The organism is Streptomyces fodineus (genome assembly GCF_001735805.1).
Classification (GTDB): Bacteria; Actinomycetota; Actinomycetes; order Streptomycetales; family Streptomycetaceae; genus Streptomyces; species Streptomyces fodineus.
Genome location: NZ_CP017248.1, coordinates 442,650 through 455,735 on the forward strand (window position 1 = coordinate 442,650; position 13,086 = coordinate 455,735).

General features: G+C 69.4%; 13 protein-coding genes and 1 pseudogene. 10 read left to right on the forward strand and 4 right to left on the reverse strand.

The genetic code is table 11. From position 1 onward, the window contains the following. Positions 1–274: 274 nt before the first annotated feature. Complete coding sequence (locus BFF78_RS01945; RefSeq protein ID WP_079161102.1) at positions 275–862, reverse strand: winged helix-turn-helix domain-containing protein; 588 nt, start codon at positions 860–862, stop codon at positions 275–277. An 8-nt stretch (positions 863–870) separates the two neighbouring features. Between BFF78_RS01945 and BFF78_RS47335 the strand changes: the two genes are divergently transcribed. Together BFF78_RS47335 and BFF78_RS01955 are read left to right on the forward strand one after the other, a co-directional pair. Then, positions 871–1,926, forward strand: a complete 1,056-nt coding sequence (locus BFF78_RS47335; RefSeq protein ID WP_079161103.1) for a DUF2218 domain-containing protein — start codon at positions 871–873, stop codon at positions 1,924–1,926. A 686-nt stretch (positions 1,927–2,612) separates the two neighbouring features. Beyond that, positions 2,613–3,224 carry a dihydrofolate reductase family protein gene (locus tag BFF78_RS01955; protein WP_079161104.1) on the forward strand — a complete coding sequence of 204 codons (612 nt, stop codon included), beginning with the start codon at positions 2,613–2,615 and terminating at the stop codon, positions 3,222–3,224. Positions 3,225–3,394: 170 nt separating this feature from the next. On the opposite strand, the gene BFF78_RS01960 is transcribed toward BFF78_RS01955, so the two are convergent. After that, positions 3,395–4,387 carry an ArsR/SmtB family transcription factor gene (locus BFF78_RS01960; RefSeq protein WP_335755300.1) on the reverse strand — a complete coding sequence of 331 codons (993 nt, stop codon included), beginning with the start codon at positions 4,385–4,387 and terminating at the stop codon, positions 3,395–3,397. A gap of 255 nt (positions 4,388–4,642) precedes the next feature. Between BFF78_RS01960 and BFF78_RS01965 the strand changes: the two genes are divergently transcribed. Continuing rightward, on the forward strand, positions 4,643–4,786 hold the full coding sequence (locus tag BFF78_RS01965; RefSeq protein WP_193433393.1) for a hypothetical protein: 144 nt from the start codon (positions 4,643–4,645) through the stop codon (positions 4,784–4,786). 81 nt (positions 4,787–4,867) lie between these two features. On the opposite strand, the gene BFF78_RS01970 is transcribed toward BFF78_RS01965, so the two are convergent. Continuing rightward, positions 4,868–5,599: a dienelactone hydrolase family protein gene (locus tag BFF78_RS01970; protein WP_069776663.1), complete on the reverse strand. Its 732-nt coding sequence runs from the start codon at positions 5,597–5,599 to the stop codon at positions 4,868–4,870. 326 nt (positions 5,600–5,925) lie between these two features. Here BFF78_RS01970 and BFF78_RS01975 point away from each other — a divergent pair, with 326 nt between their 5' ends. The 7 genes and pseudogenes from BFF78_RS01975 to BFF78_RS02005 form a co-directional block, all read left to right on the forward strand. Beyond that, complete coding sequence (locus BFF78_RS01975) at positions 5,926–6,687, forward strand: hypothetical protein (RefSeq protein ID WP_227025669.1); 762 nt, start codon at positions 5,926–5,928, stop codon at positions 6,685–6,687. Next, the gene (locus BFF78_RS01980) at positions 6,629–7,018 is read left to right on the forward strand and encodes a cucumopine synthase-related protein (RefSeq protein ID WP_237282538.1); all 390 of its coding nucleotides are present in this window, start codon (positions 6,629–6,631) and stop codon (positions 7,016–7,018) included. Before BFF78_RS01975 ends, BFF78_RS01980 begins: the two co-directional genes overlap by 59 nt. Beyond that, positions 7,015–8,061, forward strand: coding sequence for an NAD(P)/FAD-dependent oxidoreductase (locus BFF78_RS01985; protein WP_079161105.1), 1,047 nt, complete (start codon positions 7,015–7,017; stop codon positions 8,059–8,061). The genes BFF78_RS01980 and BFF78_RS01985 overlap by 4 nt, the downstream gene beginning before the upstream one ends. A 33-nt stretch (positions 8,062–8,094) precedes the next feature. Then, positions 8,095–9,906 carry a carbamoyltransferase family protein gene (locus BFF78_RS01990; protein WP_069776664.1) on the forward strand — a complete coding sequence of 604 codons (1,812 nt, stop codon included), beginning with the start codon at positions 8,095–8,097 and terminating at the stop codon, positions 9,904–9,906. A gap of 95 nt (positions 9,907–10,001) precedes the next feature. Beyond that, positions 10,002–10,505, forward strand: a complete 504-nt coding sequence (locus tag BFF78_RS01995; RefSeq protein ID WP_069776665.1) for a nucleoside deaminase — start codon at positions 10,002–10,004, stop codon at positions 10,503–10,505. 98 nt (positions 10,506–10,603) lie between these two features. Further along, positions 10,604–10,987 (forward strand): SRPBCC family protein, encoded by a 384-nt coding sequence (locus tag BFF78_RS02000; RefSeq protein WP_069776666.1) that lies wholly within the window; start codon positions 10,604–10,606, stop codon positions 10,985–10,987. Continuing rightward, positions 10,974–11,726: pseudogene (locus BFF78_RS02005) on the forward strand (histidine phosphatase family protein); the annotation flags it as partial. The gene BFF78_RS02000 and the pseudogene BFF78_RS02005, both read left to right, overlap by 14 nt. Positions 11,727–11,892: 166 nt before the next feature. Here BFF78_RS02005 and BFF78_RS02010 read toward each other — a convergent pair. Further along, positions 11,893–12,870 carry an ATP-grasp domain-containing protein gene (locus BFF78_RS02010; protein ID WP_159032927.1) on the reverse strand — a complete coding sequence of 326 codons (978 nt, stop codon included), beginning with the start codon at positions 12,868–12,870 and terminating at the stop codon, positions 11,893–11,895. Between the last annotated feature and the right edge of the window lie 216 nt (positions 12,871–13,086).

Genomic DNA, 13,086 nt, shown 5'->3' on the forward strand with positions numbered 1-13,086 from the left:
GACGCTTGATCCATGGCGGAAGCCGCTCAAGATCCGTCGATGCACGTCTCCACGCCCGCGCAGCACAAGGCGCTGGGGCATGCCTTGTGACAGTGCTCCAGCGGTCGGAACGAACGGTCACGTGTTGCGCGCGGGCGCGGATCTTACGGTGCTCGGGCGGCATGCGCGCCGGGCATGCGCGTCGGCGGCCAGCCCGCAACCCCAGCCACGCAACGGAGATGCCGGCGACGGATGCCGGGGACGCGACCGCACGGCCGGCCGGAACCGTGGTCGATCAGGATGCGTCGTCCTGCGGCAGGCTGGGCACATCGGCGCGGAAGAGGCTGACCAGCAACCCGTACGGCTCGCCGCGCCCGGGATCCGCCGGATGCCGCTCGGCGGCCATCGTGCGCAGCCGGGCCTCCAGCGCGTGCGCCTCGGCGTCCGTGAGCCAGAGGTGGCGCAGCACGGTGTGCGAGGCCTGGCCGGGCCGGCTCGGCAGCATCTCGCCGAGTGCGGCGTTGATCAGGAACTCAGGCCCGACCCCCGCGTCCTCGTGCACCTTGAAGCCGTGACTGACCAGCGCGAAGTACTGCTCGGTGCCGCCACGCACCTGGCGGGTCTCGGCCAGCCGGACCAGTCCGGCCTCGCGCAGCACGCGCACGTGGTAGCCGATGGTGCCCTTGCTCATCCCCAGCACGTCGGCGAGTTGACGCAGCGTCGCCGGGCGCTGGCGCAACACGTTGACCATACGGTGACGCACCGGGTGCCCGAGGGCCTTGAACTGCTCGGGCGAGCGCAGCACGAGGTGGTCCTGCTCGTCGCGGATTCGCTCGGCGTGGCCGGTGTCGCTCCCGGGCGCGGGCGGCTGTTCTTCTGCCATGGACGAAAGTGTCCGGGAATCCAAACACTTTTGACAACTCCGTCGCCTCGGCCGCAGAATCCCCGTCAAGGAAGTGGCGAGGATTCTCGTCGCTTAACCCGGAGACCAAGGAGTCCGATGCCCCTCGCCACAGCACGTGTCGCCACCACCCGATCCGCTCGCTACGTCAAGCAGCTCGTCTCGCACATGGGCCACAAGGCCGCCACCGCCCTCGCCCCGACGGCCGCGGCACTATCACGATCGCTTCCGGAACCTGCACCCTCACGCCCGCATCGGACCGGCTGGAGCTGACCGTGACCGCGGTCGACGCCGAGTCGCTGGCCCGGATCCGCAACGTCGTCACCCGTCACCTGGTGCGCTTCGCCACCCAGGAGGAGCTCGCCGTCGAGTGGACCGCCCCGGTCGACGGCGGCGAGCTGGAGCCCACGGAGCCCCTCGTCGGCGGGTACCTGCTCAGCCACCACACACCGACCGACGACATCCTCGGCGAACTGGCCGTCACCACCCGCGAGGCCGCCGCCGACGCCGCACACATGCAGGTCTCCTCCGACGAGGGCACCCTGCTGACCATGCTGACCCGGCTGACCGGCGCCCGCTTCGCGGTCGAGGTCGGCGTCTTCACGGGCTACTCGACCCTCTGCATCGCCCGTGGCCTGGCCGACGGCGGCCGACTGCTCGCCTGCGACGTCAGCGAGGAGTGGACCGCGATCGGCCGACCGTACTGGGAGCGGGCAGGCGTCGCCGACCGGATCGACCTGCGCATCGCCCCCGCGCTGGAGACGCTGGACGCGCTCGACACCGAGCCGGTCATCGACATCGCGTTCATCGACGCCGACAAGGCCAACTACCCGGCGTACTACGAGGAGATCGTGCGCCGGCTACGGCCCGGCGGGCTGGTGGTGCTGGACAACGTCTTCCTCGGCGGCCGCGTACTCGACCCGGCGTACCAGGAGGAACAGCACCTGGCGATGCGGCGCCTGAACGACCTGATCACGGCCGACGAGCGGGTGGACTCGGTGATGCTGCCGGTGCGGGACGGTCTCACCATCGCCCGGCGCCGCTGACCGCTGCTTTCCCGGGTGGCGCTGCCGACCCGACCGTCGAGCGGGGCTGCGGAGGCTGCCGCCGCTGTGCACACCGGCCTGGTGGGCCCCATGAATCGAACCTGCACACCGACATTCCAGTCCGTCGGCCCTCTGCGGCCAATGACACCGGGCCCGTCGCCACGGGGGGACGCGACGGGCCCGGCACGCATCCCACGCTGCCACAGCCATGCGATGCCGCGCAGCCGGTCCGGGTGGAAGACCGCATGTGGGCAGGAATGGTCACGTCTGAACACCCGCAGCACACTGCGCCTGGGTTCGTCCCTACAGGCCGATGTTGGTGAGCGGGATATTCCAGTCGTCGCTCTCCGCGCTCCTGCCACCGTCCCGCGCCACGGACGGAACCGCGAACAACACCAGCCCAGCTACGGCAACAGCAACGGCCAAGACGGCCAGTACACGACGCTTCACGATTCCTCCGACGACGTCAGCACGGACCAACCTTCACCGAGCCGGCGGCCCCGCCTGCCCGGACACGCTGCTCAGCCTGGGAATTCAGCCACTCGGTCGTGGCATGACATGCCTGCCACGTTCGTACCAGGAACACCCGCGGCCGCCCCCGCGCGGATTGTGGTCTGGCGCAAGCGATGAGTTTCAAGGCGGATCCGAGTCGACCGGTACGACGGACACCGACGAGAGGAATGGCCATGGACGCCAAGGCCCCTGAGAGCAGCGTCATCGCACCCGCCCCGTCACCGGCGCACCCGGAACACCGGACTGCCGCAGGAAAGGTGCTCTGGCACTTCACCATGTCGTTGGACGGGTTCGTGGCAGGGCCGAATCATGCGATGGACTGGATGACCGGCTTCTCGTTCCGGCCCGGCCTCCTCGATGAATATGTCCAGACGACCGGTGCCGTGCTCGGCGGTCGAGACGGCTGGGACGCGTACCCCGATGCCGGCACCATCTACGGCGGTGCCTGGCATGGCCCGCTGTTCGTCCTGACACACCACCCTGAGGACGCGCAGCCCGCCAACGGGGTGACGTTCTTGAGCTGCGACGTGGCCGACGCGGTACGGATCGGGCTGGAAGCAGCCAACGGCAAGAACCTCGAGGTCTTCTCGCCCACGATCGGCCGGCAACTGCTCGAGCGCGGGCTGATCGACGAGATCGATCTGCACATAGTGCCGGTGTTGCTCGGCCAAGGAATCCGGCTGTTCGACAACCCTGGCGGTACCCCCGTCCGGCTTGAGCCACTCAACGACGACGACCGCTCGGCAGCAGTGAACCTGCGGTATCGCCCGCTCGTCACGAGCTGACAGAAGCGGTCCAGGCCGGGACGGGTTCGGCGCCGCCGGCCGTCCCTGGAAACCGACCGCGCGGTGAGGCTCCGGGCGACGTCACGGTGAGTCGTCGATCGTCCGCGACGGCCCAGCCGTCGTCACCCGCCTGCCTACGGCTGTGGCCGCCCTGTCCGTGCGGGCACAGCCTAGGGGTTCTGCCCCAGCAGCAGGGTGCCCAGTGCGGTGCGCCGGTGCAGGACCGCCTTGCCGACGCGCTCGGTGGAGATCAGCCCGGCGCCACGAAGGGCCGCTGTGTGGGCCGAAACCGTCGGGGCGCTGACACGGAGCCGCCTGGCTAGCTCGGTCGTCGTGCGTTCTTCGGCGAGCAGATGCAGCAGCTCTGCGCGCGTGTTCCCGATCACCTTGGCCAGTGCCTGAAAGCCGGTGGAGCCGTCGGGCTGCGGCGGGAGGCCGGGGCCGACCGGGTAGGTGACCGCGACCGGGGTGTCCGGGAGGTCGGACACCATGGGGCCTTTGGACCAGTGGAAGGTGGGCAGCAGGAGCAGCCCGCGCCCGCCCAGGTGGACGTCCCGGGGCATGCCCGGAAGTTCCCAGACGCTGCCGCGCAAGCGGGCGCCGGGAACCAGTCCGGACAACACCGAGCCGACACCGCCCTGGGCGAGTTGCACGGCCCGGCGTACGAACTCGACGTGGTGCAGGTCCTGAACCTGCGCCCAGACCGGACCCAGCAACGCCTCGAAGGCCGCGTGCTGTGCGCTGTGGATCAACTGCCGGGCCTGGCTGTCGCCGCGCCGCAGGTCGTGGATCCACGCCGGTGCGGGCATCCGCACGGGCGCGTAGACGCGCTCCAGTTCCGCGCGGACCACCGGGGCCGGGGCCGAGCGAACTTGCTCCAGAGCCTCTGGGAGCGAGTCCGCCATCACGTCCAGGAAGATCGGCGCCCGTCCGGCGGGGACGAGGTCCGCGAGCGGGTGCGCCGCCTTCGGCAGGGTGCGCAGCGCCTTGCGTCGCCAAGGTCCGTGCAGGAGGTCGCCGTCCGGGCCGCACATCGTCGCCAGCGCCAGGTTGAGCTCCTGGAGCGGGGCGGGCCGGGGCGCGAGGCTGACCTTCGCGAAGTCGTCCGGCGCGAAGTGGATCCGGAGCACTGCCCCCCGCGTGTCGACACGGACGCCGTGCACAGCGCCATCCTTGAGGCTCCAAGCTAAACGATCGCCGCGCTGGGCCGGGCGGACCAGCATGTGGCATGACCCGTGACTTCTCCCCCAGCCGACGCCTCGTCACCAAGTCCGCTGTGCTGGGCTCCGCCGCGCTGCTGCTCGGCACCGGCGGCCCTGCCTGCGCCGGCTCCCGGAACGCCGCTGCGGCAGCGGCCCAGGGCAATGCCGTACTCAGCCTGCCCGCACCTACCGGCCGGCACCCCGTGGGGTGCGGCGGTGCTTCCGCAGCTTCAGTCGGCGGGGCTGATGACGGCGGAGCAGCGAAACGCGGGGATCGGCAGCGTCAGTCCGGCCGTCTCCGTCCCGGAGGTCCGCCACGCGGTCCGCAGGTTCTTCGCACGGCACCTGGCCGCCCGTTGACCCGAACGAATCGACCTGCCTGAGCGTGCCACGGCGGTACGACACACCGGGCCAGCGCTGCGATGGTCCGAAAGAAGCGCCCTACAGGTGCGCTTCCAGGGCCGCGTACACCCTCCGCCAGGCGTCCGCGCCGGCCTGCGGGTCGTAGTCGGCCGGGCGGTCCGCGCAGGCGAAGCCGTGCCGGGCGCCCGGGTAGGTCACCAGTTCGTGCGGCACCTTTGCCTCGGTGAGTCGCTGCTCGGCCTGCTCCCACTCCTCGGCCGGGATGATGTGGTCCAGCTCGCCGCGAAAGCCCAGCAGGAAGGCGCCGCCCGCGGCGATCCGCTCACTGGTCTCCACCGGAGGCACCGGGCCGACCAGCGGAAAGCCGCTGTTCAGCAGCCACCCGGGGTAGAAGACCGCGGCCAGCTCGAAGCGCAGCTCGGTCGCCGCCCGCACCGCGATGTGCCCGCCCATGCTCAGGCCGAGGAACGCCACGCCGCGTTCCCCGGCCTCAGCGCGTGCCGCCGCGAGCGCCGCGGAGGCGTCAGCCACCAACTCGTCCCGGTCCAGTGCGCGCATCAGCACCAGGCCGTCCTCGCGTTCCTCGGCGGAGTAGCCGAGGTCGGTACGGCGAGCGCTGCGCCAGTAGTAGTCGGGGGCCAGCGCAACGTACCCGGCCGCCGCCAACTCCGCGCAGGTGTCGCGGACGTAGGCGTTCACTCCGTACAGCTCGGAGCAGACCACCACGGCGCCCCGCACCTCACCCACCGGCCGGTGCACGTACGCCTCGATGCCGTCCGCTTCGCCGAGCCTCTCCCACTGACCGGTCATCAGTCCCCCGTACCTCGATTGCTGAACGTCGACGCGATCCTAGCCTCGATGTCGGACACATCACCCTGGCTTTCCGGCGTGATCACGCTGGTTCCTAGGAGTTGACTACGGCCGCAGACCCCGCCGCCTCTTGTAGAAATCTACGAAGAAGCCGCTATCAGCCGGCGGACGCTTTCATGTCTTCCGCTCCTGGCTGACTTCACTCGGTTGCCTGTGTACTCCTCGTACAAGTCGCAACGACGCAGTGCGAGTTGAAGCGAAGGCGCACCGTCGGTCGACCACTCTGCTCGATTTTCCTGACATCTTGCCGCACGAAGGGGTATGCCGTGACCAAGACGTTATCCGCTCGGCGTGTTGAGATTGCGTGGCCTGATCTGGGCATCACCGTTACCGCCGAACTCGGCGATCGCAACCCCGAGCTGGCCGACGCGCTGTGGGAGTCGTTGCCGTACCAGAGTCTGCAGGGACACGGGCTGGTGGCCGGGCAGCATCTGTATCACGTGGCACCGATCCCCTCGCTGGTGCATCTGGCCGCGTCCTACCGGATGGCCGACCGGCGCGAGGCGCCCGACGGGACGGTGTTCTGTTCCGCACTGCAGCATCTTGGCATCAAGTACGGCACAGTGACCGAACCGATGCCGGCATCCCCTGTGGGCCGGATCCGGCCGGAGGACATGCCCGCTCTGTCCGAGGCCGGGCATGCGGTGTGGGACTCGGTCTACGCCACGAAGAAGCCGGTCCCGGTGGAGGTGCGCGGGGCAGGCATGGAAGGCGGCCACAGCATCCCTCGTCTGACCGCCGCCGACCCCGACGCGAACCATCTGCTTCACGACGTGTACGCCGAGACCGAGCGGATCTGGCTGTCCGAACCACTCGAACTCGCCGATCTGCACCGGGGGTGGATACCGGCCAGCTGGCTCACCACGGCCAGGAAGTCGTCGCGGTCGAGGCGGTCGAGGCAGGACAGAAAGCGCTGGGTGAAGGCCGGGTTCCGGCCGAGTTCCTTGGCTACTGCGGTCTGGAGAAACTGTGTCCGGGGCCGGAAGCTTCGAGACGGTCCTGCCCACCCTTTTGTTCGTCAACGGTGAGACGCGCCCGCTGGGATATGCCGGCTACGGCGGCCTGGTCCGGGCCGTGGTCGGTGGCATGCCGATGGACTCCGTGCGCCAGATGGCACGCCTGTTGGTCGGGGTTCCGGCCGAGTTCCTTGGCTACTGCGGTCTGGAGAAACTGTGGGCCTTCACCCAGCGCTTTCTGTCCTGCCTCGACCGCCTCGACCGCGACGACTTCCTGGCCGTGGTGAGCCAGCTGGCCCTCTATGTCAACTGCCTGGGCGGCTGGAACCTGCATCTGTTCCCGTGGGACACCGGAGACCACCTGCGCCAACAGCGCTCTACTGAAGTGAGTCGGCAGTCATGAGCGCTCTGCCCACACATACGGTGGCTCTCGTCATCGGCGGAGGAGTCGTCGGCACCTCGATCGCGTGCCATCTCGCCGAGGCCGGCGTCCGCACCGTCCTGCTGGAGCGCGGCGCGCTCGGATCGGGAGCGTCGGCGGCCACCGCGGGCGTTGTGCGTACCTTCTTTCCCGGCGACCCCCACACCGGCGGCCTGGCCGCCCGCAGCATGACGGCGTATCACGGCTTCGCCAAGCGAACGGGAACTCCCCTCGGTCTGAAGCGAGTTGGCTTCCTGGTGCTGTTCACCGAAGACCACCAGGTGGAGGAGTTCCGGCGCACCCAGGCCGCCCAGCAGGCCGCTGGAGTGGACGTCGAGCTCGTGACCGCGGCCGAGGCGGTGGGGCTCAACCCGCTGCTCAGCGAGCGCGCCTTGCTCGCGGCGGCCTGGGCGCCCGAGGCCTACGCCTGTGATCCCGCCGCAATCGTGCGCGGCTATGCCGCAGCCGCGCAGGACGCCGGCGCCGTCCTGTGCACGGAAACGTCCATCACCGGCATCGACCCCGACGGGCAGGTCCACACCTCCACGGGCAGCATCCTCGCCGAGACCATCGTCTGCGCGGCCGGTCCCTGGTCGAGAACGGTCGCCTCCCTGGCCGGCGTCGAGCTCCCCGTGACCACGTACCCCGTCGAACTGCTCCTCACCGACCCGCCCGCCACCCCCCTCGCCACCCCGCCGATGACCCTGCACGCCTCCTCCGGCCTGCGGATCCGAGCCTGGAAGGACCGCATTCTCGTCGGGATGGGCCGCCCCGGCCCGGACGAATCCCGGGAGGCGTGGCTCCAGCGGCTGTCACACCAGCTCAGCACCACCTACCCGGCGCTCGACGGCATCCGCCTTCATCGCGGGTGGAGCGGAGCCTTCGACGCCAGCCCGAACGGGACCGCCCTCATCGGCCGGCATCCCTCCCGCCCCTTCTTCTACGCGGCAGGTTTCTCCGGCCAGGGACTGTGCCAGGCACCCGCGGCCGGAGAGACCATCCGCGACCTCGTGGCCGGCAAGTAGCCCGAAGGCTGCGCAACAGAGAAGGAAATCACCATGATTGTCTTGGGGTGCAACGGCTTCAGTCGTGTTTCGGAAGTCTTCGCCGAACACTTTGGCGCGGTCGGCACCGAAAGGCACTACCTCCTCGGCCACGACGCGGGCGCGGCGCTGCTGGTGGACGGCGAGTTGGTGGCTGCCGTGGAGGAAGAGCGGCTGAACCGGGAGAAGAAGACCACCGACTTCCCGGTCAACGCGGTGGAATGCTGCCTTGAACACGCCGGGCTGAAATTCTCCGACATCGACCTTGCCGCCATCTCCTGGAACTTCTCCGCCGAGGTCCTGGACCAGATGCTGTCGGGCATCACCTCCGCGCCCACGGCGCCCGCGGCGAAGCTGGGTCTCTTGAGCAACATGGGCAAGTTGTTCACCGAAGTCGTCAGCCACGACGCGATCCTCGCCGATTTCGCCGCACGCACCGGCTTCACCCCCGATCCGGAGCAGGTGGTGTTCGTGCCGCACCACCTCGCCCACGCGATGACCGGCTACTACATGGCAGGTATGAAGGACGCCGCGTTCCTTGTCAGTGACGGCCGCGCCGAAGTGTTCTCGTCGCTGACCGGTGAAATCCGCGACGGCCGGGTCCGTGTCTTCGACGAGTCGGCCATCGGCGCTGAATACTCGATCGGGCTCCTGTTCGCCGCGACCACGCGATACCTGGGCTTCGTGCCCAACAATGACGAATACAAGATCATGGGCCTGTCCGGATTCGCCGAGCCCCCGACACCGAACCCGTTCCTCGAGCACATCGTCCAACTGCGCGAGGACGGCCGCTACACCTTCTGCAGGCCCCTTGAGACGGACAACCCGCGCAGCTTCGAGCCCCTGTTGGAGCGGTATTTCGGTCCTGTGCAGGACAGCCTCGAGTACATGGCCCGGGTGGCTGCCGCGGCGCAGGAGATGCTGACCGTCGTCACGAGCCACCAGCTCCGCGCGCGGGAAGCCAAGACGGATCTGACCCACCTGCTGTTCGAGGGTGGCGTGGCACTGAACTGCCTCAACAACACCCCGCTGTTCGAGGGGTCGCGGTTCGACGACCTGGATGTGAGTTTCGGCGCCAGCGATACGGGCATCACCATCGGCGCCGCGGTCCACGCCTGGGTCGGTCACCCTGACAACGCCGGCAGGGTGAAGCCCGCACCGCCGGTCACTCCGTACCTCGGACCGGAATACGACGACTCGGCGATCGAGCAGACCCTGAGGGAGTTCGGCGGTCGAGTGGTGTCGAGCCGGCTGAGCGATGACGAGATCGTGGCTCGGGTGGCGCAACTCCTCACCGAGAAGGTGGTCATCGGCTGGTACGAGGGCCGTATCGAGCATGGCCCTCGGGCCTTGGGTCACCGCAGTATCCTCGCGAACCCGCATTTCCCGGATATCAAGGACATCATCAATACCAGGGTCAAACACCGCGAGCCGTTCCGCCCGTTCGCACCGCTCGTGCTCGAGTCGGACGCCCCGAAGGTATTCGAGATGGGCCGTAAAGCGCGTTCGCCGTCCATGACGTTCGTCTTCCCGGTGCGGCCGGAGTTCCGCGATGTGATCCCGGGTGCGACCCATGTGGACGGTACCTCCCGCATGCAGACGATCACCGATCAGGACACCCCGCGGCTGGCGGCGCTGCTGCGCCAATTCACGGAACTCAGCGATGTGCCCTGCCTGATCAACACCTCGTTCAACGTCGCGGGCGAACCGATCGTGTGCACCCCGGCCGACGCGCTGAACTGCTTCCTCGGACCGGAGATCGACTACCTCGTGCTCGGCAACCATCTCGTCACCAAGTCCGAAGCCTCCCGACGAGCGCTGACCTGACGGCGGCGCCTGCGGGCCCCTTATGACCCCGGGTGCGGCGTCCCGCGCGGACAGCGCACCCGGCACATATCAAATCTCTCCACGAAGGAGTCACCATGACCGCGCACACCCAGGAAACCAGCATCCAGGAGTTCGAGCGCGCCTGGATGGAAAAGGCGATCACGCTTGCCACGAACAGCGTGACCAACGGCGGCGGCCCGTTCGGCGCACTGGTCGCCAAGGACGGCGAGGTCGTCGCGACCGGGCACAACCAGGTCACCTCGACCCTGGACCCGGTGGCACACGCCGAGGTCAGCGCGATGCGCGCCGCCTGCAGGGAACTGAACACCTTCTCGCTCGAGGGCTGCGTCCTGATCACTTCCTGTGAGCCGTGCCCGATGTGCCTCGCCGCCGCGCTGTGGGCGCGCGTCGACCGGCTCGTCTACTCCGCCGACCGGCACGACGCGGCGGTGGCCGGCTTCGACGACCGCAATTTCTACGACCTGTTCGAGAAGAAGCCCCAGTCGATGTGGCCGATGTCGGTCGAGCACCTGGACCTGCCGAACCGTACGGCGCCGTTCGACGCGTGGCTGGCCAAAGCCGACCGCATCGCCTACTGACAGGGAGTTCCCGTGACGATCACGCGGAAGCACACGATGCACCACTCGACGATCGTCGACGCCGCTCCGGACACCGTCTGGGCGAGGTCCGCGACCCCATGAAGCTGGTGCAGATCGTGTCCGGGCCTGCGGTGAAGGACGTGAGCTGGGCGGAAGGCGGTGCGCTCGAACGGGTGCCGGCACGCTACGACTTCACGCTGGTGTTCAACGAAGGCCTCGTCCAGCAGGAGGTCGCCGGCCGCAACGAAGTGGAGCGGTCCTCCACCTACCGGGCCATCGCGCCGACATCAGGTGTCACCAGCTACGTCGCCACCCTTCGCGTCCGGCCGATCACCAACGATCCGGACCGCAGCTACTTCGAGTGGTCACGAGAGCTGACGATCGCCGACGACGCGGACCCCGACGTCGTCAAGGGGATCATCGCCATGATGAAGAACCAGACGGACTCCGTCCGGGACCATTTTGCACCGCCGGAGAAATAGCCGGCTGGTGGACGACGCGATGGACGCGGGCCTCGGGGGGCGCAAGTGGGAGCGGTCGGGGGTCGAGCCGGCGGTCGAGGCGGCTGCTCCGGCCGCCCCCGGCTGGCCGACCGAGGGTACACCGACGACGCTCGTACTCCTGCGGCATGGTGAAACACCACTGACACCGCACAAGCGGTTCTCCGGCAGCGGCGGTTCGGATCCGTCGCTGTCGGAGGCCGGGCGGCGGCAGGCCGAGGCAACCGCGGGGCTGCTGGACGTCCGCGGCGGTGTGCAGGCGATCGTCGCCTCTCCGCTGCGGCGCTGCCGGGAGACGGCGCAGGCGGTTGCCGCGCGGCTGGGCCTGGACGTGCGCGTCGAGGACAACCTGCGGGAGGCGGACTTCGGTTCCTGGGAGGGGCTGACCTTCGCGGAGGTGCGCGAGCGGTATCCGGATGACCTGACGGCGTGGCTGACGTCCCCGGCGGCGGCGCCCTCGGGCGGCGGCGAGCCGTTCGAGGCGGTGGCGCGGCGGGTGGCGGCGGCGCGGGATGTGCTGCTCGCGCGGCACACGGGGGAAACGGTGCTGGTCGTCTCGCACGTCGGTCCGCTGAGGACGCTGGTGCGGTTGGCGCTGGGTGCGCCGGCGCAGTCCCTGTTCCGGATGGAACCGGCGACTGCGTCGCTGTCGGCGGTGGCGTACTACGCCGACGGGAACGCGTCGCTGCGGCTGCTCAATGACACGGGGCACCTTCGGTAGGCGGAGCCTCTCGCGGGGTTCGCGGCCTACGGCTTCCGGGCTCCGCGCGGGGCATCCTGCGCTCCGCGCGGAGTCCTCGACCGCCGCACCGGCCGTCCCGGAGGGTCGCCCGCCGACTCCCCCGCCGGGACGGCTCGTCACGGTCCTCCAGTGCCGGTGGCGGCGCTCACCGGCCCGCGGACGTCAGGAGGCGGCGGATCTTGTCGAGCATCGGCGGCGCGATGAAGTCGGTCCGCGTGCACAGTTCCGTGAGTTCCTTCACCACGCGTTGCTCGTCACCCGGGTCCACGGTGAACGTGAGGATGCCGCCGTGGTTGTGGCCGTCGATGATCAGGTCGTGGCAGGTCACGAGGTCGATACGGGCACGGAGTTCGGCGAGCAGCCCGGGCGTGGGGTTCGCGGTGAGGCACTCGATCGCGTATCGCTCGGCCGGAGCACTGGTCCGGGTCGGCCAGGTGCCGCTCAGGATGTCGAGGAGGGCGACGAAGGTGTTGAGTCCGCCGGCGGCGATGGACAGGGTGGTTGCTCCGCCGATCCGGGGGTTGATCTCCAGGACGTGGTAGACGCCGTCGGCGTGGACCATGTCGACGTTGACCGACCCTTCGACTCCGAGTTCCGTGCACAGGTCCACCAGGCGCTGTGCCGTGGGCCGGAAGTCGTCGTCCCGGGCCGGGGCGGCGTAACGCAGGTCTTCGAACGTGAACGCCGGAGGGCCTCCCGCGGTGCCGGTCCGGATGAGTGGCATGACGGTGTAGTGGCCTGCGGCGCCGACGATGTCGACCGAGCAGAGCCCGCCGACGCACTTCTCCAGGACCGTGTGCGCGGCAGGCCGGGCGGCCAGGTAGCGGTCGAGGCGGGCGGGATCGGGGATGAAGGCGATGCCCATGCTGGTGGAGTCCCACAACGGCTTCGCCATGAGGGGATATCCGATGTCCTGGGCGGCGAGGCGTACGGCGTCCGGGTAGGCCGGGACGGGCAGCGCCCGGTAGTTGAGGAGATCGCTGTCGACCAGGACGGCGGGCGGGGTGGTGAGACCGTGCGCGGCCAGGACCCGCTTGGTCTCCCACTTGTCGCACAGGACGCGCGTGGCCGCGAGGGGTGTCATGACGGTGCGGATGCCGAGGGCTTCGAGCTTGGTCTTCACCACGGCATCGCGCAGGGCGTTTGTCGTCCGGCAGGGAGATCGCCACGGCGGCATCGGCTCCCCAGGCGCGCACGCGCTCGACGAACTCGTCCGGTGTCGCGGCGGGGTCGAGCCGCTCGCTCGTACCCGGGAACAGATCCGGGCCGCACTCGCCATGGGTGTGGAAGAGGCGGGCCTCGGCGCCCAGCCCGGCAAGGGCGGGGGCGATGCCGTGGA

What these genes read in the sequence shown, in the direction of transcription:
- BFF78_RS01945 (WP_079161102.1), bottom strand. Translation starts at nt 862, where the DNA reads ATGGCAGAAGAACAGCCGCCCGCGCCCGGGAGCGACACCGGCCACGCC.
- BFF78_RS01955 (WP_079161104.1), top strand. Translation starts at nt 2,613, where the DNA reads ATGGACGCCAAGGCCCCTGAGAGCAGCGTCATCGCACCCGCCCCGTCA.
- BFF78_RS01970 (WP_069776663.1), bottom strand. Translation starts at nt 5,599, where the DNA reads ATGACCGGTCAGTGGGAGAGGCTCGGCGAAGCGGACGGCATCGAGGCG.
- BFF78_RS01985 (WP_079161105.1), top strand. Translation starts at nt 7,015, where the DNA reads ATGAGCGCTCTGCCCACACATACGGTGGCTCTCGTCATCGGCGGAGGA.
- BFF78_RS01990 (WP_069776664.1), top strand. Translation starts at nt 8,095, where the DNA reads ATGATTGTCTTGGGGTGCAACGGCTTCAGTCGTGTTTCGGAAGTCTTC.
- BFF78_RS01995 (WP_069776665.1), top strand. Translation starts at nt 10,002, where the DNA reads ATGACCGCGCACACCCAGGAAACCAGCATCCAGGAGTTCGAGCGCGCC.
- BFF78_RS02000 (WP_069776666.1), top strand. Translation starts at nt 10,604, where the DNA reads ATGAAGCTGGTGCAGATCGTGTCCGGGCCTGCGGTGAAGGACGTGAGC.